Source organism: Flavisolibacter ginsenosidimutans (assembly GCF_007970805.1).
Lineage (GTDB): Bacteria > Bacteroidota > Bacteroidia > Chitinophagales > Chitinophagaceae > Flavisolibacter > Flavisolibacter ginsenosidimutans.
The window spans coordinates 1800369-1826999 of record NZ_CP042433.1 but is presented as its reverse complement, the minus strand read 5'-3'; the positions used below and the strand labels follow the sequence as shown (position 1 = coordinate 1826999).

The following is a 26631-nucleotide window of genomic DNA, read 5'->3' as shown; positions in this document are numbered from 1 at the left end:
CTGTCATCTATCCTCAATGAAACTCATGCCCCATCTTGTCGCGTTTCGTTTGTAAATATTTTTCGTTGTGCGGATTGGGATCAACCCTGATTGGGATATTCTCAACTATCTCCAATCCATAACCAATAAGCCCTACACGCTTCTTTGGATTGTTTGAAATGAGCCGGAGCTTGTGCACACCGAGGTGACGGAGGATTTGCGCACCCACGCCGTAATCGCGTTGGTCGGTTTGAAAGCCGAGATGCAGGTTGGCTTCCACGGTGTCCAACCCTTCTTCCTGAAGACGATACGCTTTTAGTTTATTTACGAGGCCAATGCCGCGGCCTTCCTGGTTCATGTAAAGGATAATTCCCTTGCCTTCTTCTTCCACCATTTGCATGGCGTTGTGCAATTGTTCGCCACAATCGCAGCGAAGCGAGCCAAGAATGTCGCCGGTAAAACAAGAAGAGTGCACACGCACCATAACCGGTTCATCGGTTGTCCATGTGCCTTTCATCAGCGCAAGGTGTTCGTTGGGAGAATTTTTTTCCTGAAAGGCCACCAATTTAAAATGACCCCATTTCGTTGGCATGTCCACGCGAACGATTTCTTCAATTAACGAGTCGCGTTTGATGCGGTATTCAATCAGGTCTTTTATGGAAACGATTTTGAAATCAAATTTTTCAGCAATCTCTTTCAATTGCGGCAGTCGTGCCATTGAGCCGTCTTCGTTCATGATCTCCACCAATACGCCAGCAGGCTCAAAACCCGCCAATCTTGCCAAATCAACGGTGGCTTCGGTGTGCCCCGCACGGCGAAGCACGCCACCTTTCTTCGCAATCAAAGGGAAAATATGCCCGGGGCGGCCAAGATCCTGCGGTTGCGTTGCGGGATCAATTAAGGCTTGTATCGTTCGGGAGCGGTCTTGCGCTGAGATGCCCGTGGTGCAGCCGTGCTCCAAAAGATCAACCGACACCGTAAAGGCCGTTTCGTGCAATGCCGTGTTGTTGTTCACCATCAGGTCAAGGCCAAGTTCTTTGCAACGTTCTTCCAGCAAGGGTACGCAAATCAGGCCACGGCCGTATTTGCTCATGAAATTGATAACTTCCGGCGTAGCGTTTCGCGCAGCCGCAATAAAATCGCCTTCGTTTTCACGGTCTTCATCATCTACTACAATCACCATTTTGCCGGCTTTAATATCTGCAATGGCGCTTTCAATTGTATCGAGCATAAACTGTATTTGTGCAAAGGTAAGCGGCAACATCGCTAAATTTTTGTTGAAGAAAGAGGCAGCTATCCCTGTATATGATTTGTCTTTCTGGAGTTCTAAAACGTAACCTGCTGTTAATATCTCGCGGGATTTGTTCAGAAATTAATTGTTTTATTTGCACCTGCTAAACAAATACACACTTTATGCTTAAGAGATTATTATTTCTGCTAACAACCTTGTTGGCATCTGTATTCCTATTTGCCCAGGTAACAACGGGGACGATTACGGGAACGGTTAAATCAAGCACAGGCGAAGCGCTGGCCGGTGCCACCGTTACTGCGGTGCACGTTCCTACGGGCACCAAATACGTGACCGCTGCAAAAAGCGGTGGCCAGTACACCGTTCCCAACGTTCGCGTTGGCGGCCCGTACACTGTTACCGTACATTTCACAGGGTTTTCCGATCAAACTTTTAGCGATTTAAACGTGGCATTGGGAACGCCGCTGGCCATAGATGTTGTGCTTTCCATAAGCTCACAGCAATTAACCGAGGTTACAGTATCGGCGACAGCCAGAGGCGGTATCATAAATTCTCAAAAGAACGGAACCTCAACCAACGTTTCTGCAAGGCAAATACAAGCCTTGCCGTCCATTAACAGAAACATTCAGGATTTTGCACGTTTAACCCCGCAGGCCAAAGCCGGAAACGGCGGAACGGATGGAACGAGCACGGGACTCTCTTTTGCGGGACAAAGCAACCGATACAATCAGTTTTCAATAGACGGAGCAAACGCAAGTGATGCCTTTGGTTTGGGTTCAACCGGCACAAACGGTGGCCAGGCAAACTTAAACCCCATTTCAATTGAGGCCATTCAGGAGATACAAATTGTGTTGGCGCCTTATGATGTTACCCAGGGCGGTTTTACAGGCGGCGGCATAAACGCAGTTACCAAGTCGGGTACAAACAGACTGCACGGGTCTGTATATGGTCAATACCAAAACCAAAGTTTTGTAGGCAAAAGCAGTGCGTATAATTCTACCATTAGCAGGCTTCCGTACGGCGACTTTAAAAACCAAACTTTCGGTGCAAGCCTGGGCGGACCGATCATCAAGAATAAATTGTTCTTTTTTGTAAGTGCGGAACGGTTTCAAAAAACAACTCCTGTTGCTTTTGACCCAACCATTGCCGGTTCCGGCTCAAAGGTTAATCCCGATACGCTGGCTGCTATTAAGGATTTCATGCAGAAAAATTACGGGTACGACCTGGGATCATACGGCGCTATTAGCAATGAAAACCAGTCTACCTCTCTCTTCGGACGCATTGACTGGAATATCAGCAATGTACACAGATTAACATTCCGTCATAATTACGTGAACGGTAGCAATGATGTAAGAAGCCGCTCTGCTACCACTGCGCTGTTTGAAAACACAGGTTATAAGTTTACGGATAAGAGTAACTCAAGCGTTCTGGAATTGAACAGTGCTTTTTCTTCGTCTATGTCAAACGTTCTCCGGCTTACGTACAACCGAATCAGAGACCAGAGAATCAGTAACGCCGTGCCAAACATTTTTATCTCAAATTTTGATTTGGCCCAAAACGCCAACATTTCTTATAATCTGGGCTCCGATTTTTCAAGCGCAGCAAACAGCCTTGACCAGGACGTTTTTACCATCACAGACAACTTCACTTTATATAAAGGAAAGCATACGTTGACCTTTGGTACAAATGATGAGTTCTTTAAAAGTACGAATGTGTTTCTGCAGGGTTTCTATGGTGCATATACATACAGTGCCGGTAACAACTCCCGCAATAACCTTTCAAATTTTTTCAACAATACCGGGTTAACCACCTATCAAATTGGTTATTCTACGGCTGGCAGAGGCGACAAGGCTCCCGCTATTTTAAATTCTGCACAGCTTTCAGCGTATGCCCAAGATGTTTGGTCGCCATCAAAAAATTTCAAGTTGACGTATGGCCTTCGTGTTGATCTTCCGTATATCAGCAGCAAGCCTGCGGAGAATACAGCCTTTAATAACGATTTCGCTGCGTTTGATGTAAAAACCAATCAAATGCCCAAGCAACGCTTGATGTATTCGCCGCGTGTTGGGTTTAACTACCTCGTACCAGAGCAAGGGCTTCAAGTGCGTGGTGGTTTTGGTTTGTTCACGGGAAGAATACCTTTTGTTTGGATATCAAACCAATTTAGCAATACAGGCATAGCAACAAAGAACCTAACGTTCAACGCGAATTCAACTCCAACCTTAGCCAGTTTGGTGGCATCGGGAGCGATAAAGTTTGTATTCGATAAAAATGATCCTCAACTGGGTGCTTACGTACCGGCAAGCGGGAACGCTGCCCCTACGGCTATTAACGTAATTGACAAAAACTTCAAATTTCCGCAGGTATTTCGGGCAAATCTGGCGGCAGACAATAAATTGGGAAAATCAGGATTGGTATCAACGGTTGAAGTGGTTTATACCAAAAACGTAAACAATGCCTTTTACAGCAATTTGAACATAAGCGACAACGGTGAGAGCACAGTGGCTTTGGGCCCTACCACCCGTCCTTATTGGACAAAGCAAAACTTAAACACGAACTATGCACAAGTAATTAAGTTGAGTAACACAAGCGAAGGTTATTCGGCCAACTTTACGGCACAACTGCAAAAACCTTTTAGTAAAGGATGGGCTGCATCCATTGCTTATAATTTCGGTATTGCCACATCATTGAACGACATTCCATCATCGGTAGCTCTTTCAAACTGGAGAGGAGTTCAAACAGTAAACGGGCTTAACAAACCTGAATTGAGCATTTCCAATTTTGATGTTGGTTCACGCATCACTGGTTTTTTCAGTAAAGAATTCAAATACCTGAAACACTTTGCCACGACGTTTACCGTGTTTTATACAGGACAATCCGGACAGCGGTTGTCATACTTATACAGTACAGCCGCAAGCAAGGATATTACTGGTGAGGACAACTCCACAACATCATTGGTGTATATCCCCAAAACACTGGCTGAAGCTAATTTCGCAGACATTAACAACGGGAAAACAGCTTCGCAGCAATGGGCTGACTACCAGGCATTCGCAGCCAGTAACCCTTATCTTCAAAAACACGCAGGTCAAAATGCAGAGCGCAATGGAGATAGAATGCCTTTTGAGAACCATTTTGATGTTCGCATAGCGCAAGACTTCTTGTTTAAAACGCACAAATTGCAAGTGTTTTTTGACGTTGTGAACATTGGCGCTTTATTGAATCAGGATTGGGGCCGTTCTTATGGTACGGGTTCGTTCCCTGACGGTTTCTTCCCGATTACAACCACATTATTTACTCCGGTAGTTAGTGGAGCGCAGAAGAAGGACGGCGTTGCGTTTACACCAACAGCAACCGCTCCTGCTTTCCAGTTCAACATCAATAATTTCACGAAAATTGGAGAAGAGTACAAAGCGTACAACGTAAATAATTTTACATCGCGTTGGAACGCACAAATTGGTGTACGGTATAGCTTCTAAGCATAAGCCATAACCAATAAAAAATCCTTCGCCTCAGGCGAAGGATTTTTTTTACCGATACAAATGCGACAGGTCGTCGAAATCTGCGCACCTGTCTTTGCGGATGAACGAACATCTTTCTACCTTGGTTGTTTAATCGCTTTCTTGCCGCTCCGATAAACCTAAACCATCTGACGGCGAACAACCCCGCTTCGGCGGGGTTTTGTTTTGCAAAGGATTGCCGTTTCCGCATTAATATTGCCGATAATCTTTTTGCATGAAGCAATGCTGCGCTCTTGTGTTGTTGTTAACGACCTCACTTTTTGCAACAACACAAATTCCTTCGCCAGAACAGTTTTTAGGTTACAAAATAGGAACGCATTACACGCCGCATTACCGTATTGTGGAATATTTTAAAGCCGTTACTGCCGCATCGTCTTCAACGGTGAAGCTGCAACAATACGGAATTACCAACGAAGGCCGTCCGCTGCTCGTAGTATATGTTTCATCGGCGCAAAACATCAGCAATCTTGAAAGCATCCGCTCAAAAAATATTGAACGAACAACCGGCGGCGCAAAAAATAATTCGGGAGAAAATGTTGCCGTTGTTTGGTTAAGCTACAACGTGCACGGCAACGAAGCCGCTTCTTCCGAAGCCTCTATGCTTACGCTTTATGCACTGGTTGATCCGTCGAACACGCAAACGAAAACCTGGCTGCAAAACACGGTGGTCATTATGGATCCGTGCCTGAACCCCGATGGCCGCGACCGTTATGTGAACTGGTACAATTCGGTTGTTGGGAAGACTTATAATCCGTCACCCGAAAGCCGCGAACACCGCGAACCCTGGCCCGGCGGGCGAAGCAATCATTACAACTTTGACCTGAACCGCGACTGGGCCTGGCAAACGCAAATTGAAACGCAGCAACGCCTCGCTCTGTACAATCAGTGGTTGCCGCAAGTGCACGTGGACTTTCACGAACAAGGCTACAACAATCCTTATTATTTTGCGCCGGCTGCAGAACCGTTTCACGAAGTCATCACACCGTTTCAACGCGAATTTCAAGCCATCATCGGCCGCAACCACGCAAAATATTTTGACGAGAAAGGCTGGCTTTATTTTACGAAAGAGCAATTTGATTTGTTGTATCCTTCGTATGGCGATACTTATCCTATTTACAACGGTTCTATCGGCATGACGTATGAGCAGGGCGGCATTGGCGCGGGTCTTGGCGTGGTTACCGAAAACGGCGACACGCTGACCCTTGTTGACCGTGCGATGCATCATTACACTACGGGCTTGAGCACAATCGAAGTCGCGTCGAAAAATGCACCGAGGCTAATCGCTGAGTTTGAAAAATATTACCGTGAGGTGAACAATGGCGTGGGAGATGTAAAGGCCTATGTGGTGAAGATGAATGCCGGGGATACGGCTCGTATGATGGCGCTTGTTGACCTGCTGAAGAAAAACAACATTCACTATTTCTCCGGCCGGGGAAATAACTTGCGCGGCTTGAGTTACACTTCATTGAAAGACGAAGCCTTCATACTTTCTCCGGCTGATTTAATTGTTCCTTCTGGTCAACCCAAAGGTGCCCTTGTAAAAGTGTTGTTCGAACAATCAACCAAGTTGTCTGATTCTGCCACCTACGACATCACCGCCTGGTCTTTGCCTTATGCTTATGGTTTGCAAGCTTATGCCACAGAGATGCCGGTAACGGGTTTAGAAGAATACCGCATCAACAAAGCGGTCAATATAGAAAACGGTGATCCTTATGCTTACGTGATTCCGTGGACGGGTTTGAACGCAGCAAAACTTACCGGCCGACTTTTGCAAAAAGGTGTGAAGCTGCGTTTCATCACCACACCGTTTGCGTCGGGTGGACAAACGTTCAACCGCGGTTCCGTTATTGTCATGCGAACCGGAAATAACGCAACGCAAAATCTGTTTTCGCTTACCCGCAGCCTGGCAAACGATGCCGGTGTACGACTGGCAACGGTGACTTCGGGCTTTGTTGAAAAAGGATTGGACTTTGGTTCATCGAGCGTGGTGCCGATTAAGCGAAGAAAGATAGCCATGATCACCGGCGAGGGTGTCAGTTCTCTTGCCGCAGGCGAAGTATGGCATTACTTTGAACAGCAGTTGAATTATCCGCTGACGCTGTTTAACACAACTGACGTTGGCCGCATGAACTGGAACGATTACGATGTCATCATCATGCCCGACGGCAATTATCGTTTTTTGAGCGACAAGACTTCTGCCGATGCGTTAAAGGCCTGGATTAACGGCGGCGGACACCTGATTGCACTGGAAGGTGCGCTGAGTAATTTATCAAAACTTGATTGGGCCATCAAAGCAAAAAAGGGAGAGGACACAAACACCAAAGACAAAGACCCACTTGCTACCTTACGGCGTTATGATGATCGCGAACGCGAATCGCTGAAAGATTTCACGCCGGGCTCTATTTACAAAGTGCAATTGGACAACACACATCCGTTGGCCTTTGGTTATCCATCTTCTTATTACACGTTGAAGATGGACAACAGTCAATACGAATTTTTGAAAGACGACGGCTGGAACGTGGGTGTGATAAAAAAAGACAAAGCCGTGTCGGGTTTTGTGGGTTCAAGTCTTTCGGAACGTTTGCACAACAGTCTTCAATTTGGTGTGCAGAATGTGGGTCGCGGCACGGTAACCTACTTTGCAGATGATGTGTTGTTTCGGAGTTTTTGGGAGAACGGAAAGTTGTTGTTTGCCAACGCGGTTTTTTTGGTGGGACAGTAGTTGATTCGTTGATTAGCTGATTGGCTTACGCCGGTGTGTTGGATGATTGTAGATGAATGCCGGATTAAAAACGTCAGAATAAAACCTTATTACCTTGGTAGCAAACAGGATTTAAAACGGAACCAACCTTATTCCCTTATTCGAACCTGCGGAATAAGGTTGGTTCGTTGACAATACTTGCTATTAAGGTTATAAACTTTGTTCTTGCAGAAGGCCTTCGTTTTGTTGAACAAAAACCAATGCTTCGTTTGATTGCATTCATTCAATCGCCGCTTATAGTTAATTGACAACGTTGATAAACATTAGAAAATTCTTCACGTATAGCTTTTCATTTTTGTGCCGATGAAAAAGATTTTTTTAGCCCCATTTGCTTTCATCATTTCTTTTTTTGGGCAAGCGCAAACGCCTTCTTTCCCTACGTCCGGTGATATTTATTTGGGCATCAAAAAGCTCAACGTACTGGGCAGCGTGTTGTACTTCGCCGCGCATCCCGACGACGAAAACACAAGGCTGCTCACGTATTTTTCAAAGGACAAATTGTACCGCACCGGCTATCTTTCGTTAACCCGCGGCGACGGCGGACAAAACCTCATTGGCGACGAGCAGGGCATTGAACTGGGTTTGATTCGCACACAGGAATTGCTGGCCGCCCGCCGCATTGATGGTGCCGAACAATTCTTTTCGCGGGCTTATGATTTTGGCTACAGCAAATCGCCGGAGGAAACCTTTACGAAATGGGACCGCGAAAAAATTTTAAGCGATGCCGTTTGGGTGATTCGCAAATTTGAACCGGACGTTATCATCACGCGGTTTCCAACAACCGGCGAAGGCGGTCATGGCCAACATACCGCTTCGGCTATTATTGCCGTTGAAGCCTTTCGTGCGGCTGCTGATCCCAAACGTTTTCCCGAGCAATTGCAATGGGTAAAACCATGGCAGGCCAAGCGTCTGCTTTGGAATACGTTCAACTTCGGAAGCGCAAATACTACAAGTCCTGATCAATTTAAAATTGACGTGGGCGGGTTTAATCCTGTGCTTGGAAAAAGCTACGGCGAGATTGCCGCCGAAAGCCGCAGCCAGCACAAAAGCCAGGGCTTTGGCGTGGCGCGGAGCAGGGGGGAAGCGATTGAATTTTTCAGGACGCTTGACGGTGATGCGCCGGCGAATGATTTACACGAAGGGGTGAAAACAGATTGGTCGAAAGTAGCAAGCGGCACCGAACTTCAGGCAATTCAATCGGCCGTTAATGACTTAACCGCAGGCTTCGATTTTTCTGCACCGCAGAAGGCAGTTCCGCAGTTGCTGAAGCTTTATAAACTTCTGCAGGCTTCGTCCTTTGCCAACAGTGTTTGGGGCCTGCAAAAGCAAAAAGAAATAAAAGATTTGATTGTTGCCGCAAGCGGCTTGTGGATAGAAGCTTTCTCCAATGTTCCTTCGGCGGCGCAAGGCGATTCGCTGCAAATCAGCGTTGCGCTCAACAACCGTCTTGGCCAGCCAATGCGCCTGCAAAAAATAAGCGGCGGCACAAAGCCCGGTGAAATAACAAAAGCCTTTGACACGGTGCTTGCCAAAAACCGGAATTTTGTTTTTGCGCAAAAAATAAAAATCGCGAACGATGCGCCCATCACGCAACCGTATTGGTTGCAGGAGAAGATGAGTGCCGGTTATTACAATGTGGCTTCGCAGCAATTGATTGGACAACCCGATGTGCAGCCCGCGGCCACCGTGGATGTAACGCTGTTTTTTGACGACGTGCCGGTTACGTTTTCAGCGCTTCCGGTCCGGTATAAATTCAACGACCAGGTGCGGGGAGAACTCTACGAGCCGCTGATAATTCTTCCGCCTTTTACACTTGAAACATCGGGATCGGTGAACGTCCTCAAGCCCAAGCAAGCAGCCGAACAAGAATTTACGTATACAGCGCAAAAGAATTTGGACAGCGTCGTGATTTACGATAACAACGGCATTGTGCTGCGCGAACGAAACTTGCCAAAAGGCGAACGCAAAACCTATAACGGCGCCGCAGATTTTTACACAAGAACGGGCAAGCAGTCAACATCGTTTCTTTCTACGATTTCTTATTTTGAAAAGCCGCAGGCAATAACGGCAAAGACGTTGCACACCATTCGGTACGAACACATTCCATACATCAATTACTTCACCGACGCGGTGAACAAATACGTGGTGCTGGATGTAAAAACGGAGGGGAAAAAGATTGGCTACATCGTTGGTGCCGGCGACAAAGTGCCCGAAGCGCTTGAACAAATGGGCTACGATGTAACGCTGCTTGGTGAAAAAGAACTGGAGCGAAACAATCTCAGGCAATTCGATGCCATCATTGCCGGCGTGCGGGCCTTTAACGCAAACGACTTTATGGGCAAGTACTACACCAGATTAATGAAGTACGTACAGGACGGCGGCAACTACATTGTGCAGTATTCGCAAAACAACAACATTCGTTCACCAAAGATTGGACCCTATAATTTCACTGTTTCTAACAGGCGCATTACCGATGAAAATGCCGCGGTAACGTTTTTAAAACCCGGACATCCGGTGTTGAATTTTCCAAACAAGATTACGCAGGATGATTTCGCCGGCTGGATACAGGAACGAAGCATTTATCATGCGGACAACTGGGACGGTAATTACGAGGCCATCCTGCGCATGAACGATCCGGGCGAAGCGCCAAACGACGGCAGTTTGATTGTCACCAAATACGGTAAAGGATTTTTCACGTACACGGGTTTGGTGTTCTTTCGGGAACTTCCCGCCGGTGTGCCCGGTGCTTATCGTTTGCTGGCAAATATTATTGCGTTAAACAAAATAAAAGGCATGTAATGGCGGAAAAAAAACCGGACAGCAACCGCGGTTTTATTGCGTTTGCATTTGTGATTGTACTGGGCTACGTTATCGGAATTTTTTTGAAGAAGGTCACGCTGGGGTTGGTGATAGGACTGCTGCTTGGCTTATTGGGCTCGGGTTTGTTGAGAAGGCGGTGATATTTCACGCAGGAATTACAGGTGTTGTGCAATCTTCTTTTGTGTGACGAGGGTTTCATGCAAAGTTGCCAGGAAGCAAAAGCGCAAAGCAAAAGTTAAGGCAAAAGCGCAATTCATTTTGTCACTACTAAAATGCCTGCTTATGACGGAAAATGAAATAGCAAAAGTTATTGTTGACGTCGCGTTCAAGATTCACAATCTTTTTGGGCCCGGGCTCTTTGAATCAGTTTACGAAGAATTAATGGAATACGAATTAAAAAAAGTTTTCACTAACGTGCGAAGGCAGTTTGCTATTGCGCTCATTCATGATGAACTTTATATACCAACGGCCTTTCGTGCAGACTTGCTGGTAGAGAACAAGGTCTTGATAGAGCTAAAGTCAATCGAAATATGCGGCGCCCTGGAGTTCAAGCAGGTAAGAACTTATCTTAATCTAACGGGTTACAAATTGGGCTTGCTTATCAACTTCAATGTACCGCTAATTAAAAACGGCATCAGAAGAATTGTTAATGGCCTGGAAGACGATTAACCTTTGCGCCTTGGCTTCCTGGCGACTTTGCATGAAACCCGCTTGCAATAAAAAGAGCAAGCTTTAATTTTCTTTCATGGAAACAAACCCCGACAAACCGCCGCTTTTTAAAACCTGGACACGCTGGTACGTGCTGGTGATTTTGTTTTTGGTCGCGCTGATCCTTTTCTTTTACTTCTTCACCAAAAAATTTGCATGAACGCATTCGATTGGTTGGTGATCGTTGTGGTGCTCGTGGGCATTGTGCTCTACGGCTTGTACAAAAGCCGCACAAGCCGCAACCTCGAAGGCTATTTTCTTTCCAACCGCAACCTGCCCTGGTACGTCGTGCTGCTCAGCATCATGGGCACACAGGCCAGTGCCATCACTTTTATGTCGGGGCCGGGACAAGCCTTTTCCGACGGCATGCGTTTTCTTCAATATTACTTTGGATTACCGCTTGCAATGGTGGTCATCTGCATCACCTTCGTTCCCTTGTTTAACCGTTTGAAGGTTTACACGGCTTATGAATTTTTGGAAAAGCGCTTCGATAATAAAACAAGAACGCTGACGTCGTTTTTGTTTTTGCTGCAACGCGGATTGTCGACGGGCATCAGCATTTACATGCCTTCCATTATCGTTTCTTCGCTCTTTGGCTGGGATGTTTTTTGGGTCAACCTTTTGAGCGGCGGTGCGCTAATCATCTACACGGTAAGCGGCGGCGCAAAGGCTGTGGCGCACACGCAAAAAATTCAACTCCTGCTCATTTTTTCGGCGATGGCCGCCGCCGCTTATGTTGTTATTCACTCTTTACCCCAAAGCGTAACCGTTGGTGATGCGTTGAACATCAGCGGCAAGGCGGGTCGCACCAACATCATCACCACGGGCTTTGAAAAAGGAAGCTTTGACTGGAACGACAAATACAACTTGTTCAGCGGATTGATTGGCGGTTTCTTTCTATCGCTTTCTTATTTCGGTACAGATCATTCACAGGTTGGCCGTTATCTCACCGCACAAAATAACCGTGAAAGCAAACTTGGTTTGCTCATGAACGGTCTGGTAAAAATTCCGATGCAGTTCGGCATTTTGCTGCTCGGTGTTTTGTTGTTTGCCTATTATCAATTTAACTCCTCGCCCATAACATTCAACGAAGGTTTGCTGAAAGAAGTGCAGTCATCATCTTCTAAAGATTCCCTTCAAAATCTTCAGCGGCGATTCGAAGTTCTTTCGCAGGAAAAACAAAAGATCAATGCGGCATACGTCGCGGCAAGACACGAACAAAACAACGAAACCAAAGCAAAACTCGAAGAGAATCTTCGGCAATTGAGCCACAGCCAGGACAGTTGTCGCACGGCCTTTGCCAATCTTGCAAAAACATCTGTAAATAAAAAAGACAACGGCGCCGATTACGTCTTTCTTACGTTCATTAAAAACGTGCTTCCGGCCGGATTAAGGGGCTTGCTTCTTTCCATTATTTTTTTAGCGTCGTGGAGTTCCATTGCGGCGGCGTTGAATTCATTGGCGGCAAGTACAGTGGTTGATTTTCACGAACGCTTTAAACGGAACGGCCGCGGCGAAACGGCTTACCGCACGGCCAAATGGTACACGCTTGCCTGGGGAGTTTTTAGCGTGCTGGTGGCCGAGTTTGCACACAACCTGGGTCAAAGCCTTATCGAAACGGTGAACGTTTTAGGTTCTCTTTTTTACGGCGTCATTCTCGGTATTTTTCTCGTTGCCTTTTATCTAAAAAGAGTTAGCGGTACGGCTGTTTTTGTAGCGGCGCTTTTCATTGAAACATTTGTTGTGTTGCTTTTCTTCAAACAAAATATTCCTGCCTTAAGCTGGCTCCCTACCATTAGTTTTTTATGGCTGAACGCAATCGGTGCGATCGGTGTAATGCTAGTTGCCGTTCTTCTTCAAACATTTTCTCAAGCACCCAAAAAAGAAAAGTGATGCTTTTGCATCACCTTCTTTGTTGTACGAATTGTTTTTGTATGCTACGGACTTGTTACGCTGTTTGATCTGCTATTTGTTTTAAACGATAAACGGATTTACAATCGCCGTTATCTGTGCCTTCGTCAACGGCTCGTCAAAAGCTTCTGAGGCTTCGCTTGCCGCAATGGTTTGCCCACCAATATTGACGATGTTTACGTTTGCCTGCGTCGTTGCATCTTCGCCCGCATAACTCATTTGAATGGCGGCATTGGCCGATGCGTTACCCGTGTCGATGCCGCTTTGCGCCAGCGTAATCCAGGGTTGCAAGGTCACACCAGAGGGCACCAAATTTCCCGATGTAAGATTGCGCCGCATTTGCCGAATGTGTGATGCATGTCTTGCCTCTACCGAATGAATTTGCAGGGCTGCTGTCAATACGGTTTTGTTGTTAATGAGACGTGGCGCCTGACCTTTGTAGGCTCTTACGCCGGTGTCTTCAAAGGTTTGCGCTACGGCCAGCATCACACCGTAATTGCTGAACGCCGCTGCAAACGGACCGTTGCCCGCGCCTTTCGCGCCGCTAAAATCAAAGGAAGAGGCGCTGTACGTTGGCGGCGTTGTTCCCATCGAATTCAAGACTGTTTTCAGGAAAGCCACGTGTGCCACTTCGTGGTCGCGAATAACCGTTAACGCTGCCTGCGGTGCACCCGCCAGTACGCCAATGGCGGTAAAGCTGCTCACCACTTTTTTGTAAAACTCGGCTTCTAAGTTTTCAAGGAGATAGGCAAACAACAACACGTCTGTTACGTCGCTGGCTGTTTGGCCGTAGGCTTTTTTAAACATTGAGCCAAGTGCCGAAGGAACGGCTGCAAGCGCCAGGGCTTTTCCGATAAATGAAAAGCGTCGCATCGTGTCGCGGCGTGTGTCCAATCGTTCGTAAACTTCGGGATCAACGGTTTCTATTTCGTTCAGTATATTTTTCAGGTTCATGGTTTCTGGGTTTATTATTTTGGAAGATTGCTGGCGTCAATTTGCGTTTTTACATACGCAGATGCAATGGCTAAAACATCCGGCGGATTCATGGCTGCATCCAAACCGTTTGCGTTGTTCGCACCCATTGACGAAAGCGAGGCAAGATCGGCAAAGCTTCCGTTGCTGATTAAATCACGAATCAACGCGGCGTGTCTTGCTTCCACCGAAACAATTTTTCCTGCAAGCGTTAAATAATCGGTGCTCGTTAACAATCGTCCTGCACCGTTGTAAGCGGCTACGCCAAGGTCTTCAAAAGCCTTTGCCGTTCCCAGCACGCTGTCGCGGCTACTGAAGTTGATGGATGAAAAATCAACCTGCAAACCCGGAATGGCGTTACTTCCCAAAGCGGCTTTAAAAAATTCGCGGTGTGCAATTTCATGGTCACGAATGTCTTTAAGGTATTCGCTTTCCAGTGCGCTGATGCCGGAGAACGGCGTGGCAATCACTTGCGTGTAAAACGCAGCTTCCAATTGCTCCAATGCATAAGCATAATTGAGTACGCCAATGTCGCCGCTGCCAAGGTTAACGCTGTTATTATCCCCGCCGCCTGTGAGCATGTTATCGCGGTAGCAACCCGAAAGGCCGGCGCCGCTCAGGGCAACAGCAGAGACGCCAATGAGACTTGAAAAGCGAAGAAACTTTCTTCGGTTAAATTCTTTTTGCGCCAGTTCATCAAGAAGAGTGGTGTCTTCCTTTGCTGTAGGTTTCGTCATTTCCATACTTCGTATTTAAGGGTGAGAAATTCAAAAAGTCTTTGGTGGGATGAATGATGCGAATGTGCCGGTCATGCTGATTTACGAAAAAGGTTGTGCCATTGGATTTAGCAAGCAAAAATATTTTTTTGTTTAACCGGTAGAAGAATTGGCCTCGTCGTCTTGATACAAAAGAAGCGAGGCTTTCTGCTTGTGTAGAACAATAGATACAATGCCATAAAAAAAGAGGACGTTGCTTCGTCCTCTTTAAAAAGAATTGCAGCGATTGGTTATTTAAGCGAAGCGAGCAGCTTTTCGTTCAGCTTTACGTAGTCTTCGTTCTTTTGCTCTTTTGCCAGTTGCATTGACTTGGTAGCGGTTTGTTTGGCTTCTTCTTTTTTACCAAGTTTGGCCAGCGCATTTGCTTTTTGATGATACACCCAGTAAGCGTTTGGCGTTTGCTCAATGGCTTTGTCAAACCAAGCGAGGGCCTGATTTAAATCCTTGCCTGTTTCCATGTAATACATGGCCGCACCAAAATAGGGTCGGCTGTCTTTGTTCATCAATTGATCAATCTGCGCCATTACTTTTTTATCAACGTCGGTAGTGATGGGAACGGCTACGGCGGTTTTGTCCCACATGATGTGCAGCTCCATGCTTGTGGGTTTAATATTGGCAAATTGCATGGTAAAGCTTTCCACCGGTGCCTCCATCTTCATTGGCTTTACTTTCACGCGAAGAATGTCGTCCTCTTGTTTGTAATCGGTGCCCCAGTTTGCCGAGCCTTTGTTGATGATGATTTTCCATTCGCTTTCGCCGGGGATGGTGTACAGCGCATATTCGCCGGCTTTGAGTGGCTGGCCGCCAATCATCACGTCGTCGTTGAACTTTAGCCGCGTGGCTGCGTTTGCGCCGGTGCGCCACACTTGTCCGTAAGGCACAAGGTCACCGAAGATTTTGCGGCCTTTGATTCCCGGACGTGAGTAAATAAGTTCAACGGATGAAACGCCAAAGTCCTGTTTGACGGTTTGCGTGGGCGATGGCGCCGGTGTTTTTAACTGGGCTTGTGCGGTAGTTGCGAATGCAACAATGCAAGCGCAAGCAATCAATTTTTGCAACATAGCTTGAGGTTTTGAACAAAGATAAAGGAAGGCAATTTTGATTATGTACCAAGCTGCATTACGCTATTGATCGTCTGTTGCGTCGCACACTTGTACGTTCGGGAAGTTTATTCAGCCAACGATTAAGTGTTTATGAAGTTGTGGTATTTGAAAAACGTCCGCTTCAATTAACCACAAAAGCAAAATATCGATTTATAGTTGAATGCTTAACCTCCCGCCACAATTTTATAAACACACTGTTGGTGGCAGTTTTGGTCAGCAAACACTATGAAAACTGCTTCATGTCAGTAAAGTTTTTACCATCGTAGCCAAACTTGTAAAGTTTGTTCTCAAAGTCAGTCGCAATAATAAAATCCTCGGTGAGCTCAAAATCGTGTTCACCGCTTGCAGTAGTAAAAATATCTGCACCACTTTGCTGCCAAAGAATGTTTCCGTGTTTGTCAAGTTTTGAAATTTCAAGCTCACCATGAACAATATAATCGTTTTGGTATTTGAAAATCTCAAAGCAACATGATTGGTCAGCCTGTGTCCGCCAGAGCAAAGACAAGTCTGGAATGGATAAACAAAATATGCTGTCAGAGCAACAAATTAAAACTCTTGTGTCTTCATAAATAACAGAGTTCTTATGAATACCTGTTCCACCACCGATGGAACCAATAATTGCACTTTTCACTAATTTGTCGTCCTTAAAAACTTTAATACCAAACATCGTCGGAAATATATACTCGCTTTCGTCGAAATGTTCAATGTGATATGTGTGTAGATTGTCAGCCGAACCTTTGGTAAAAGTTTCGTCGCGATAAATGTCTATTTGATATTGTCCAACTGTATACACGGTTTTTTTTAAAAATTGCCACCAACAATAAATATACGAACCTACTTCTCTTTTTCTAAAATTTAACCCGCTGGTTTTCAACACCCGCCATGTCGCCTTTTCGAATTGTCGCGTCGCCTTTTGAAATTTAAGCGATGTTGCCTTTTACCTTGAAAGATGGCTGTTTTGATTGCCGAAGAGCGTTACTGAGCGTACAAGCGTGCGACGCAACAGGCGCTCAATAGCAGCAATGCAGCCGGGTACATAAAAGCTGCTCCTTCGATATCGTGCAAAACAAAAAACCCGCAGACGCGGGTTTTGGTAACTGTTATGGAAAGAAAAAGAGCTTGTGTGAATTCCAATAAGGGAGCAGAAGACGTTAATAAAATTTCTGTAGGGTACTTAGTATAGGGAACGGATTGTGTCTTGTGTCAGACGGGTTGCTTTCAACCAGGAATTGAATTTTATTAAGTGGCCCTCTGCGCTTATTGGTTTTAGTTTTTTAAATCCACCTTGCCGCCTTTTAATTTTTCGTCGGCGTCAAAGGCATGGTACGTATAGGTTCCGGGTTGAAGCCCTTCGATGGTTTGTTGCTCGTGTTGTTTGAGGCGGCTTTGATAAATCAGGTTGCCGTCCAAATCAAAGAGGTAAAACGATAGGACGTCTTCCATTGCCGATTGCACCGTGAGGCTGCCCGGCTGTTGTGGCGTTTGATAAACTTTTACCGCTTTTTTTGTTTGGTAAAGGGGTGCCGGCACAATTGCATCGCGTTGCGGCAATGGCTTCGCGGCCGTTAGTAAAACTGCAAGGGACAGGATTATCATTGGGTTTCGGTTTTACCATTTGGGACAGCCCATGTGATCGGCCGTGCTGTTGTCGAACAAGCGCCAGCCAAAACGAATAATGGTCGAAAAATAGCTGTCGTTGCGTTTGGGGTTGCCGCGTTGCTCACCAACCTGTGTTGGATTGGCGCCCAACACATGGTTCAACTGACGGTTCTGCACTTGCTTGGCCACGACTGCATTTTCCGGTGTCAGGTATTTGTCGTAAAGATTCGGGTCAATGTAATCTTTGCTCAAATCGTCAACGTAGTCGGTGAAGGTTTTGCGGTGCAACACCTCAAAGCCCAGGTACATGTTTTCTTTCACGTACCATTTTACACCGCCGCCGAGGGGAATTTCCATTTGCGTAAGCTTGTAATTGGGACGGTCGGGATATTCGGCCATACCCTGCCCTTCAATGTGCAAGGGTTGCAAATCAACCCAACGCGACGTGCCGTTGGGCGAATAATATTTTGTTTGCGGATTGAAGTGAAACAAGCCGATGCCTAAAACACCGTAGGGACGAATCTTGCCTTGCAATCCTTCGTATTGTTCAAAGAAAACGGTAGGATAAAATTCAACCGCGGCATAAGCTTCGCTGATGTTTGTGCGGAAATGAAGGTTGCGGTTAAGACGGTAAGTTTCGTCGCCGCCGTGATCGGTGATAAGCGAGTCAGCACCTTCAAGCTTGCCTAAATTGCCCGCAAGGCGAAAGCCGATCCACTCTTGCGGATAGTAGTTCACGAACAATCCCTTTTGGAATTTTGTGGTGGCGAAGTTGAGGTCTTTTACAAATAAAGTTCCCTGGCCGATGTTTCCACCGAGGTCGCCCAAAAAAAACATGGGGCCAAGACCAAGGCCAATTTCAAATTTGCCGTTCGGTGTGGAAATAGACTGTGCGTTGGAGAAAAAAGCGGTGAAGGAAAAACCGCAAATGAGTGCTAATGTACGTACCCTCTGTACAAATATTCTCATAGGAGATGGTTTGCTTATAGGAATTAGATTTCGGACACGAATGTATAGGCTGGTTGGCTAAATAACAAGCCTCTCCGGAGAAATTTTGAAAGTCGGGTAATTCTGCTTCGTATAGTTACGCCGGATTTCTTCGCATGTAGATGTGCGGGATGCCGTCTTCGAGGTAAGCTTCGCTGATTTGCGAAAAGCCAAAGCCTTCATAAAATTTTTTCAAGTACAACTGGGCACCAATTTTTATCGGCTTCCCACCAAACAAATCATACACTTTGTTGATCGATTCCTGCATCAACATTTTTCCAGCACCGCTGCCGCGTACGGAAGGCGAAGTAACGACGCGGCCGATGGAAGGTTCATCATAAATAACTCCCGGCGGAACGAGGCGTGTGTAAGCAATCAACTTGTCGTTGATACAGCCGAGCAAGTGATAAGACGCCTGGTCCTTATCATCCGCGTCCTGAAACACGCAGTTTTGTTCAACAACAAAAACTTCGTTGCGAAGTTGAAGCGCCGCGTAAAGTTGATGCGGCGTTAGTTCTTCAAATTTTTTAAGTATCCAATGGATTTGCATGTTGGTTGGTTGACCAGTTGACTGGTTTATTAGTTGACTGGTTGGTTGGGTGGTTTTGCTGCTTGAGCCTATGGTAAGATCGAATGACCCGTGATTGGTTTCCACGTTAACCCAATCAACAAATCAACTTTATAGTCATCACCTTGCCACACTTGGAACAACGGGCAAACTTTCGTTGCCGCTATCACTTACCGATTGCACCGCAAAAAAATAATTGTCCTTTGAATAAGGAAGCATCATTTCGGTTTGCGTGGTAAATATTTTCTTTTGCCACACGGCACTTGTTGTTTCCCGCATCAACACAAAATAGCCTTTAGGTTTCCCGGTTTTCGGTGCAAGCCAGGACAGAGAACTGTAATTGGTCAATCGCCTTGTTTCAATTTTCACCGAATCAGGCATGCCCGCTGATTTGGCAAGGTTGGCAAGATTGGAAAGATTCATCGCCGTATTCTTTCGCAGGTATTCAAAGTCCATGAACTCCGGCAAGTCGCCGTATTGAATGCCGTTCTCCATGCGCACGTTTTGATGCTGGTGATAATAGTTTTCGTCCATCTCCGTGATGCGTACAGCAGCGTATCCGTTTTCAACGTAGGGTGTATGATCACCACCACGCAAAAAGCGGTCGTTGCGGTAAATCATCACCACCTGCAGATTGTCAACATAACGTTCGCCAATTTCTTTTACGTAGCGAGCCAACTGTCTTGCTTTGCCGTCGTTTTCCAAACCAAGTTGACGAATTAATAAGGCTCTGCGTCCCGTGTCCTGCACCGAAAAAGCTTCGCTGAACACCCGCACTTTTGTATTGTCAATGATGGCCGTTTCGCTGCTGTTGTTGCTGCCCATGATGTCGTTGTTCAACACGGCTTCAATGTTCCAATTTTCTCTTTTTGCTTTGTTAGCCATGTAGGTTGCGCCGAGTAAACCCTGTTCTTCACCACTCACCGTAACAAAAATCACCGTGGCCGGAAAGCGATGCTTGCTCATGATTCTTGCGCATTCGATAACCGCCGCACTTCCGCTGCCGTCGTCGTTAGCCCCGGGTGCGTCGCCCACGCTGTCCATTACGTTTGTGCGCATGTTGTCTAAATGACCGCTGATAAGAAAAATGCGGTTGTCGGCCGGATCCGCTCCTTTCAAAGTTGCAACGACGTTGCCCAAATTGATAGAACGATCAACGCGCCGGCCATCAGGCTTGTAAGTGACGGTATCAACAAACGCAGTCAAGCGTCCGTTGGATGCTTTTGCGAATTCCTGAAACTTGCTCAATACCCAAGTTCGTGCAGCACCGATTCCTCTGGCCTTATCCTTGGTTGAACTCAGCGTGCTGCGTGTGCCAAACGAAACCATTTTGGTAATATAAGAACGCAGGCTGTCCGGCGAAACTTCTTTCACCATGGCTTCAATTTCAGGATCGCGTTGAACGATGGTTTGCGCCTTCGATGAAAGAAAAAGGCCACAGCACAAGGCGCACAGCAAAAGCTTTTGCATGAAGGAAAAATTTCGACTAAAATAAGCACTCCGCTGCATTGAATCTTTTATTCTATTTTTATTGATGACCTGTTTATTCTTTCCATGAGAACGTTGTTTTCCGGCTTCTTTCTTTCTGTAGCGTTGCTTTCTTTTTCGCAAACAAAAAAAGATACAATTACCGTTATCAGTGTGGGCGACGTAATGTTGGGTACCTGGTATCCAAGCGGGTATTTGCCGCCTGATGACGGCAAGTATTTATTGAAACCCGTTGAAAAAATTTTGCGCAATGCGGATGTTACGTTCGGCAACCACGAAGGAACGCTGTTTGACAGCACGGGCACGCCGAAGCAATGCCGGGATTCGGCACTGTGCTTTGCGTTTAAATCGCCGGAACGTTACGCACAATATTTAAAAAAAGCAGGTTTCGATTTGATGAGCGTTGCCAACAATCACAGCGGTGATTTTGGTCCGGAAGCAAGGGAACGAACGATGCAGATTTTGCAAGACGCAGGCATAGCTTCTTCGGGAACCATCAAAAAACCATTTGTTATTTTGGAGAAAGGCGGCATCAAATATGGCCTTGTGTGTTTTGCGCCGAACTACGGAACGCAAAGCATCAACAACCTCAAAGCGGCGCAAAAGATTGTTTCTTATCTGGACAGTCTTTGCGACATCGTGATCGTTTCTTTTCACGGCGGTGCCGAAGGGCGAACAAAACGACACGTACCGCGAGAGCACGAAATATTTGTAGGCGAAGACAGGGGCGATGTTTACGGCTTTGCCCGCATGGTAATTGACGCAGGTGCTGACGTGGTATTTGGTCACGGTCCGCATGTAGCAAGAGCGGTAGATTTGTACAAGGGTCGTTTTATTGCATACAGTCTTGGCAACTTTGCCACTTATGGTCGCTTTAATTTAAAAGGCGAAGCCGGCCTTGCGCCCATCATCAAAGTATTTGTTGACAAAGACGGCAAGTTTTTGCGCGGTGAAATCATTGCCGCAAAGCAAGTAGGAGAGGGCGGGCCGGTATTGGACGAAAGCGGCGCGGTGATTGACAAAATGCGGCAGTTAACAAAAGAAGATTTTCCGGAAAGCCGTTTGGTGATTGAGGACGATGGCGCAATAAGAAAGAAGAGGCAGGTCCACGCAACAGCGCATGAAAAACATCGCGGTTTATTGCGGCCAATAAAACGCTGATTGCTCTAAAAGCCAATTGCTTTGGCTACGTTGCGGTCAACGGGTTCTTCCGTTTCCAGGTTGTTGATGTAACGTGCAATTTCTTTTTTGCTGCGAAGACGAAAGACTGTCAAACTTTTGTTTTACTTCTTTCACAATGCTTTGCAAAACGGTCTGCGGCAAAAGCACGAAAGGGTTAATGTCAATGATAGATATATCGGCTTTAAAGAATCTCATGTCTCTTTCAATTATTGAGGATTAGACCGCAAGACACAATGTGACCATTCTGCTCGTTTTTATTTGTTGCGCCTCTCAAGGCGGACCATTCTTCAATTTTCAGTGCCGGGTGCGGGTTGGGGTTGCATGAGACGTATGGCATTAAAAACGGCTTGGTGCATAATGGTTGCATGATTTTCTTCCGGCAGGTAGTCGAAGTAAACCGTAAGGTTTTTATTTTTTACACTTCGGATTTTATCAGCCAATAAATTAGCATCTACTTCCATAACGCGAGGCTTGTCTCCTGGTGTAAGGCCTTCCTTGCCCACCCCGATGTAAACAGTTGTCTTTTGTAAAAGCAATGTCCGCAATTTATCAGCGGATTGGTTCAACAAGGAGCCATTGTCCCACCAAAGGCTTGGGCTGACAATGATGTAGTTGTTGAAGAGAGCCGGCTTCTTCAGTAATATTTCTGTAACCAGGAGTCCGCCAAGTGATTCGCCAATGATGGTTGCGGAAGAATTTATCCGAAACTTCTTTCGAACGTAAGGTTGTAGTTCTCTTTCAATGAAGTTGATAAATTTGTCGGAATGGCCCGAGCTTGGATACCTTCTTTTAGCCGCTGTGTCCTTTGTCGGATACGTCATGTCCCGCTTTCTGTCGGTATTGACAATGCCAATGATAATAGAGGGAGGAACGCGGTTTATCCAGGGAAAGCTGTTGAACTGGTAAAGCCCTGCAATGTGTAAGAAATCCTCGTCTGTTCCGCCGTCCAAAAGATAAACAACCGGATAGGTTGCCGTATCGTTCGCTTTATAGCTGTCCGGCAAATAAATATTCAGCGTTCTTTTTTCAGAGAGAATGGAAGATTGAATTTCATCCACTTCACCAGTCACCAATGGCTTGCTTTGGTTGGTGTTTGTTTTAACTTGCCCTGATGAAAGCAAAGACAACAAGGTTGATAGTGAAAGGAAGAGAACTTGCTTCATAGAGTTATTTTCACTTGTTCTGTTTAAGATAATTTTTGTTTGTGGCGGACCTTCGCGGTTTTCAATTTACAATCTTGTTAGTACCCGTACTTCTCTTTCCACAAGCTTCTCAAAAACTTTCGCAGTTCTTCTTCTCTCGGGTTCTTTCCCGGATCGTAAAACGTTGTGCCTTTGATTTCATCCGGCAAAAATTCCTGCTCGGTAAAATTGCCTTCATAACTGTGCGCATACTTGTAGTTCTTCCCGTAACCCATGCGTTTCATTAGGCCGGTAGGCGCATTACGTACGTGCAGCGGCACGGGCAGGTCGCCGTTCTTGCGCACGGTACCCAGCGCTTCTTCAATGGCCATGTAAGATGCGTTGCTTTTGTGCGAAGAAGACAAATATGTAGCACATTGTGCCAGGATGATTCTTGCTTCGGGGTAGCCGATTTTGTTCACGGCTTCAAAGCAGGCATTGGCCAAAACAATCGCGGTTGGATTGGCATTACTAATGTCTTCGCTTGCAAAAATGACCATGCGCCGCGCAATGAACTTTACGTCTTCACCGCCTTCAATCATTCGCGCCAACCAATAAATCGCACCGTTCGGATCGGAACCGCGCATGGACTTGATGAAGGCTGAAATGATGTCGTAATGCTGCTCGCCGGTTTTGTCGTAAAGCGCAATGCGTTGTTGCGCAATTTTCATCACGTCGTCATCGCTGATAATGATTTGTTTTTTATTGCTCATCGCATCAACAACCAATTCAAACAAATTCAAAAGCTTTCTTGCATCGCCTCCCGAGATTGTCAGCAAAGCTTCTGTTTCTTTCAGGTCAATTTTTTTTGTTTTCAGTTCTTCGTCCTTTTCCATCGCTTGCTGTAGAAGCTTTATCAAATCTGCTTCTTCCAAAGGCTTTAATACGTACACCTGGCAGCGACTCAACAAGGCGCTGTTCACTTCAAACGAAGGGTTTTCAGTGGTGGCGCCAATCAACGTGATGGTGCCTTTCTCCACGGCACCCAGCAAAGCATCCTGCTGGCCTTTATTGAAGCGGTGTATTTCGTCAATAAATAAAATGGTCCCTTCTGCATTTTTTGCTGCGGCGATGGCGTCGCGTACTTCCTTTACACCGGCGCTGATAGCGCTGAGTTGAATGAACGGAACGTTAAGCGTGTGGGCAATGATGTTGGCGATGGTGGTTTTGCCCGTACCCGGCGGTCCCCACAAAATCATCGAAGGAATTTTGCCGCGTTCAATTGCGTTTCGAAGAATGCTGCCTTTGCCGGTGAGGTGTTCCTGTCCTACCAAATCATTCAGTGTTTGCGGCCGCATGCGTTCGGCCAAGGGTGTTGCGTTCATGGCTTCAAATTTAACCGCAGATTGGCGGGATTCTTGAAAGATAGCCGGGATTGATTGTAACATTGCGCCACAATTTTTATGAACGATTATACCATCAACGTAGGGCAAATTGAAGAGTTGCAAACCATCAGCAATGTGGATGCGCTGGAGAACATTTTTACCCGGGCAAAAAGTGCAATTGTGAACGGTGCCAAAGTGATACTTGCTCGAAAAGAAAGGTCTGGTAAGCTGAACAAATTTGATGAAATGGACACGCTGGAAGCCCTGGAAAAATACCGGCAACAAGTATTTAAATATTTGTAGGTGATTTTTGTTGCCGGCTTTAATAATTCTATTAAACTTTCGTTGCGTCGCACCCTTGTGCGCTTTGTTCGTTATTCAGCAAGTAGATAATCAAGGAGAACACAAAGGAAAACAACACAGAGGACACAGCGTCTCTGTGTTGTTTGGGGTTAAAAAAAGTTGAGTAATGTTTCGAACGCACAAGAGTGCGACGCAACAGGCGCTTAATGGATAGCCGAACTTCTGGCACAAAAAAACCGCAACCATTTCCAGTGATTGCGGTTTGGTGAAGAAAAACTTCAATCTTATTCTGTGACTACGTTGACGCTGCGCTCAATGAATGAAGTCAGGTCAGCACCTTTCAACATGCCTTGCGAAAGCAGGGCAAGATCAAAGACCTGTTTTGCCAACTGTGTTGCGTGTGCTTCGTCGCTTTGCAGCATTTTTGTAACGAGCTTGTGATTGCCGTTTACCGCAACTTTGTAGCTGTCGGGCAGCGAACCGTAAAAGCCCATGCCGCCACCGCCCATGCGGGCCATGTCCTTCATGCGGCGCATCCATTCTTCCATCGTGATGGTTACCGGCAGGCTTTCGCTTGACAGGCTTTCTACTTCCACTTTCATGGTTGGATTGTTGATTGCCCTTTCAAAAATCTCTTTCAGTTTTTTCGACTCGTCTTCGGTGAGGTCATGCTTCTGCGCATCGTCTTTTTCAATCAACTTATCAATCACATCCGCATCCACACGCTTAAATGAGATTTTTTCCAGCTTCATTTCAAGCTGCTGCATAAAGTGGTTGTCGAGCGGCGCGTCCATCACCAACACATCGTACTCTTTTTTGTTGGCGGCTTGCACATAGCTGTGTTGCTTCTCTGCGTCTGTGGTGTAGAGATAAACCGTCGTGCCGTTCTTGCCGGTTTGAAAGTCTTTCACTTTCGCATTGTATTCTTCAAGTGTGTAGTGTTCGCTCTTTGTGTTCACCAACAGCACAAAGTCTTTTGCCTTTTCATAAAACTTTTCTTCGGTGATCATGCCGTACTTCACAAAGAGGCCAATGTCTTTCCATTTTTCTTCGTAAGCATTGCGGTCTTTGCGGAAGAGTTCGTTTAGTTTATCAGCAACCTTGCGGGTAATGTAGCTCGCAATTTTTTTCACGTTGCTGTCAGCTTGCAAAAAGGAGCGGCTAACGTTCAGCGGAATGTCCGGCGAATCAATCACGCCGTGTAGCAACATTAAAAATTCGGGGACGATATCTTTTACTTCATCTGTAATAAAAACCTGGCGGGAGAAAAGCTTTATCTTGTTTTTCTGAATCTCAAACTCGTTTTTGATTTTCGGAAAATAAAGCACGCCGGTAAGATGGAAGGGATAATCCACGTTCAAATGAATCCAGAACAAAGGTTCCTCGCTCATCGGGTAGAGTTCGCGGTAGAACTTCAAATAATCTTCGTCGGTTAATTCCGAAGGCTGCTTCGTCCAGATCGGATTCGTGGTGTTGATGATGTTGTCCACTTCCACATCCTTCCATTTCTTTTCGCCTTTCTCGTCAACGCCGTCTTCTTCGTGTTCGGTCTTTGTTCCAAACTTAATGGGCACGGGAAGGAACTTGCAGTATTTATCCAGAATTTCCTGCAACTTCCATTTGTTTAAAAACTCTTCGTTCTCGCTGTTTATATAAAGAATAACGTCGGTGCCGCGTTCTGTTTTATTGCCTTCCGTGATTTCAAATTCGGTGCTGCCGTCGCAAACCCAGCGTGCCGGTTCGGCGCCTTCCTGGTAAGAAAGAGTTTGAATCTCCACTTTATCGGCAACCATAAATGCCGAATAAAACCCAAGACCAAAACGGCCAATGATTTCGTTGGCATCTTTGGCTTCTTTAAACTTCTCCATGAATTCCGTTGCGCCAGAGAACGCAATCTGGTTGATGTATTTTTTGATTTCATCCGCCGTCATTCCAATGCCTTTGTCGGACACGGTGATGGTCTTTGCTTTTTCATCGAACGAAACGTCAACGGTTAAATCGCCAAGCTCTTTGTTGTACTGGCCGAGCGAGGAAAGGCGTTTAATTTTTTGCGTGGCATCCACGGCATTGCTTACCAACTCTCGCAAAAAGATCTCATGATCAGAATACAAAAATTTTTTGATGATGGGAAAGATGTTCTCCGTGTGGATGGAGATTGTGCCTTTTTCCTGTACCATATTTTAATTAAGGATTAAAAATTA

21 protein-coding genes are annotated in these 26631 nt (G+C 46.0%); 9 read left to right on the top strand and 12 right to left on the bottom strand.

What is annotated here, in order from left to right:
* Positions 1-13: 13 nt before the first annotated feature.
* The gene (locus FSB75_RS07460) at positions 14-1210 is read right to left on the bottom strand and encodes a bifunctional 3,4-dihydroxy-2-butanone-4-phosphate synthase/GTP cyclohydrolase II (RefSeq protein WP_146784992.1); all 1197 of its coding nucleotides are present in this window, start codon (positions 1208-1210) and stop codon (positions 14-16) included.
* Between the two features lie 182 nt (positions 1211-1392).
* On the opposite strand from FSB75_RS07460, the gene FSB75_RS07455 reads away from it, so the two are divergent.
* From FSB75_RS07455 to FSB75_RS07435, 7 genes are all read left to right on the top strand, one after another.
* Entirely contained in the window at positions 1393-4704 is a 3312-nt protein-coding gene (locus FSB75_RS07455; RefSeq protein ID WP_146784989.1) for a TonB-dependent receptor, read from the top strand.
* Between the two features lie 256 nt (positions 4705-4960).
* Positions 4961-7468, top strand: a complete 2508-nt coding sequence (locus FSB75_RS07450; protein ID WP_146784987.1) for a M14 family metallopeptidase — start codon at positions 4961-4963, stop codon at positions 7466-7468.
* A gap of 342 nt (positions 7469-7810) precedes the next feature.
* Positions 7811-10306 carry a PIG-L family deacetylase gene (locus FSB75_RS07445; RefSeq protein WP_146784984.1) on the top strand — a complete coding sequence of 832 codons (2496 nt, stop codon included), beginning with the start codon at positions 7811-7813 and terminating at the stop codon, positions 10304-10306.
* Complete coding sequence (locus tag FSB75_RS21785; RefSeq protein ID WP_172623090.1) at positions 10306-10467, top strand: hypothetical protein; 162 nt, start codon at positions 10306-10308, stop codon at positions 10465-10467. Before FSB75_RS07445 ends, FSB75_RS21785 begins: the two co-directional genes overlap by 1 nt.
* A gap of 142 nt (positions 10468-10609) precedes the next feature.
* Entirely contained in the window at positions 10610-10996 is a 387-nt protein-coding gene (locus FSB75_RS07440; RefSeq protein ID WP_146784981.1) for a GxxExxY protein, read from the top strand.
* 76 nt (positions 10997-11072) lie between these two features.
* A complete protein-coding gene (locus tag FSB75_RS22210) occupies positions 11073-11195 on the top strand; it encodes a hypothetical protein (protein ID WP_262711956.1) in 123 nt (40 codons plus the stop codon).
* Positions 11192-12928: a sodium:solute symporter gene (locus tag FSB75_RS07435; protein ID WP_146784978.1), complete on the top strand. Its 1737-nt coding sequence runs from the start codon at positions 11192-11194 to the stop codon at positions 12926-12928. The genes FSB75_RS22210 and FSB75_RS07435 overlap by 4 nt, the downstream gene beginning before the upstream one ends.
* 81 nt (positions 12929-13009) lie before the next feature.
* On the opposite strand, the gene FSB75_RS07430 is transcribed toward FSB75_RS07435, so the two are convergent.
* The 8 genes from FSB75_RS07430 to FSB75_RS07395 all read right to left on the bottom strand — a co-directional run bounded on the left by FSB75_RS07430 (position 13010) and on the right by FSB75_RS07395 (position 20421).
* A complete protein-coding gene (locus FSB75_RS07430) occupies positions 13010-13900 on the bottom strand; it encodes a ferritin-like domain-containing protein (protein ID WP_146784975.1) in 891 nt (296 codons plus the stop codon).
* 14 nt (positions 13901-13914) lie between these two features.
* Positions 13915-14661, bottom strand: coding sequence for a ferritin-like domain-containing protein (locus FSB75_RS07425; protein WP_146784972.1), 747 nt, complete (start codon positions 14659-14661; stop codon positions 13915-13917).
* Positions 14662-14924: 263 nt separating this feature from the next.
* Positions 14925-15755 (bottom strand): DUF2911 domain-containing protein, encoded by an 831-nt coding sequence (locus FSB75_RS07420; RefSeq protein WP_172623089.1) that lies wholly within the window; start codon positions 15753-15755, stop codon positions 14925-14927.
* A gap of 265 nt (positions 15756-16020) precedes the next feature.
* The gene (locus FSB75_RS07415; protein WP_146784969.1) at positions 16021-16674 is read right to left on the bottom strand and encodes a hypothetical protein; all 654 of its coding nucleotides are present in this window, start codon (positions 16672-16674) and stop codon (positions 16021-16023) included.
* A gap of 389 nt (positions 16675-17063) precedes the next feature.
* Positions 17064-17393, bottom strand: a complete 330-nt coding sequence (locus FSB75_RS07410; RefSeq protein WP_146784966.1) for a T9SS type A sorting domain-containing protein — start codon at positions 17391-17393, stop codon at positions 17064-17066.
* Positions 17394-17405: 12 nt separating this feature from the next.
* Positions 17406-18365, bottom strand: a complete 960-nt coding sequence (locus tag FSB75_RS07405) for a hypothetical protein (RefSeq protein WP_146784963.1) — start codon at positions 18363-18365, stop codon at positions 17406-17408.
* Between the two features lie 115 nt (positions 18366-18480).
* Positions 18481-18933 (bottom strand): GNAT family N-acetyltransferase, encoded by a 453-nt coding sequence (locus FSB75_RS07400; RefSeq protein ID WP_146784960.1) that lies wholly within the window; start codon positions 18931-18933, stop codon positions 18481-18483.
* Positions 18934-19071: 138 nt separating this feature from the next.
* On the bottom strand, positions 19072-20421 hold the full coding sequence (locus FSB75_RS07395) for a M20/M25/M40 family metallo-hydrolase (protein WP_146784957.1): 1350 nt from the start codon (positions 20419-20421) through the stop codon (positions 19072-19074).
* Positions 20422-20505: 84 nt separating this feature from the next.
* Here FSB75_RS07395 and FSB75_RS07390 point away from each other — a divergent pair, with 84 nt between their 5' ends.
* Positions 20506-21600: a CapA family protein gene (locus tag FSB75_RS07390; protein WP_146784954.1), complete on the top strand. Its 1095-nt coding sequence runs from the start codon at positions 20506-20508 to the stop codon at positions 21598-21600.
* Between the two features lie 308 nt (positions 21601-21908).
* Here the strand turns inward: FSB75_RS07390 and FSB75_RS07385 are convergent, their stop codons facing one another.
* Together FSB75_RS07385 and FSB75_RS07380 are read right to left on the bottom strand one after the other, a co-directional pair.
* Complete coding sequence (locus FSB75_RS07385; RefSeq protein ID WP_146784951.1) at positions 21909-22784, bottom strand: alpha/beta hydrolase; 876 nt, start codon at positions 22782-22784, stop codon at positions 21909-21911.
* Positions 22785-22861: 77 nt separating this feature from the next.
* Positions 22862-24127, bottom strand: coding sequence for a replication-associated recombination protein A (locus tag FSB75_RS07380; RefSeq protein ID WP_146784948.1), 1266 nt, complete (start codon positions 24125-24127; stop codon positions 22862-22864).
* Between the two features lie 78 nt (positions 24128-24205).
* Between FSB75_RS07380 and FSB75_RS07375 the strand changes: the two genes are divergently transcribed.
* Complete coding sequence (locus tag FSB75_RS07375; protein ID WP_146784945.1) at positions 24206-24430, top strand: hypothetical protein; 225 nt, start codon at positions 24206-24208, stop codon at positions 24428-24430.
* A 284-nt stretch (positions 24431-24714) separates the two neighbouring features.
* Here FSB75_RS07375 and htpG read toward each other — a convergent pair whose 3' ends face one another.
* A complete protein-coding gene (htpG, locus tag FSB75_RS07370) occupies positions 24715-26607 on the bottom strand; it encodes a molecular chaperone HtpG (RefSeq protein ID WP_146784942.1) in 1893 nt (630 codons plus the stop codon).
* Positions 26608-26631: the final 24 nt, after the last annotated feature.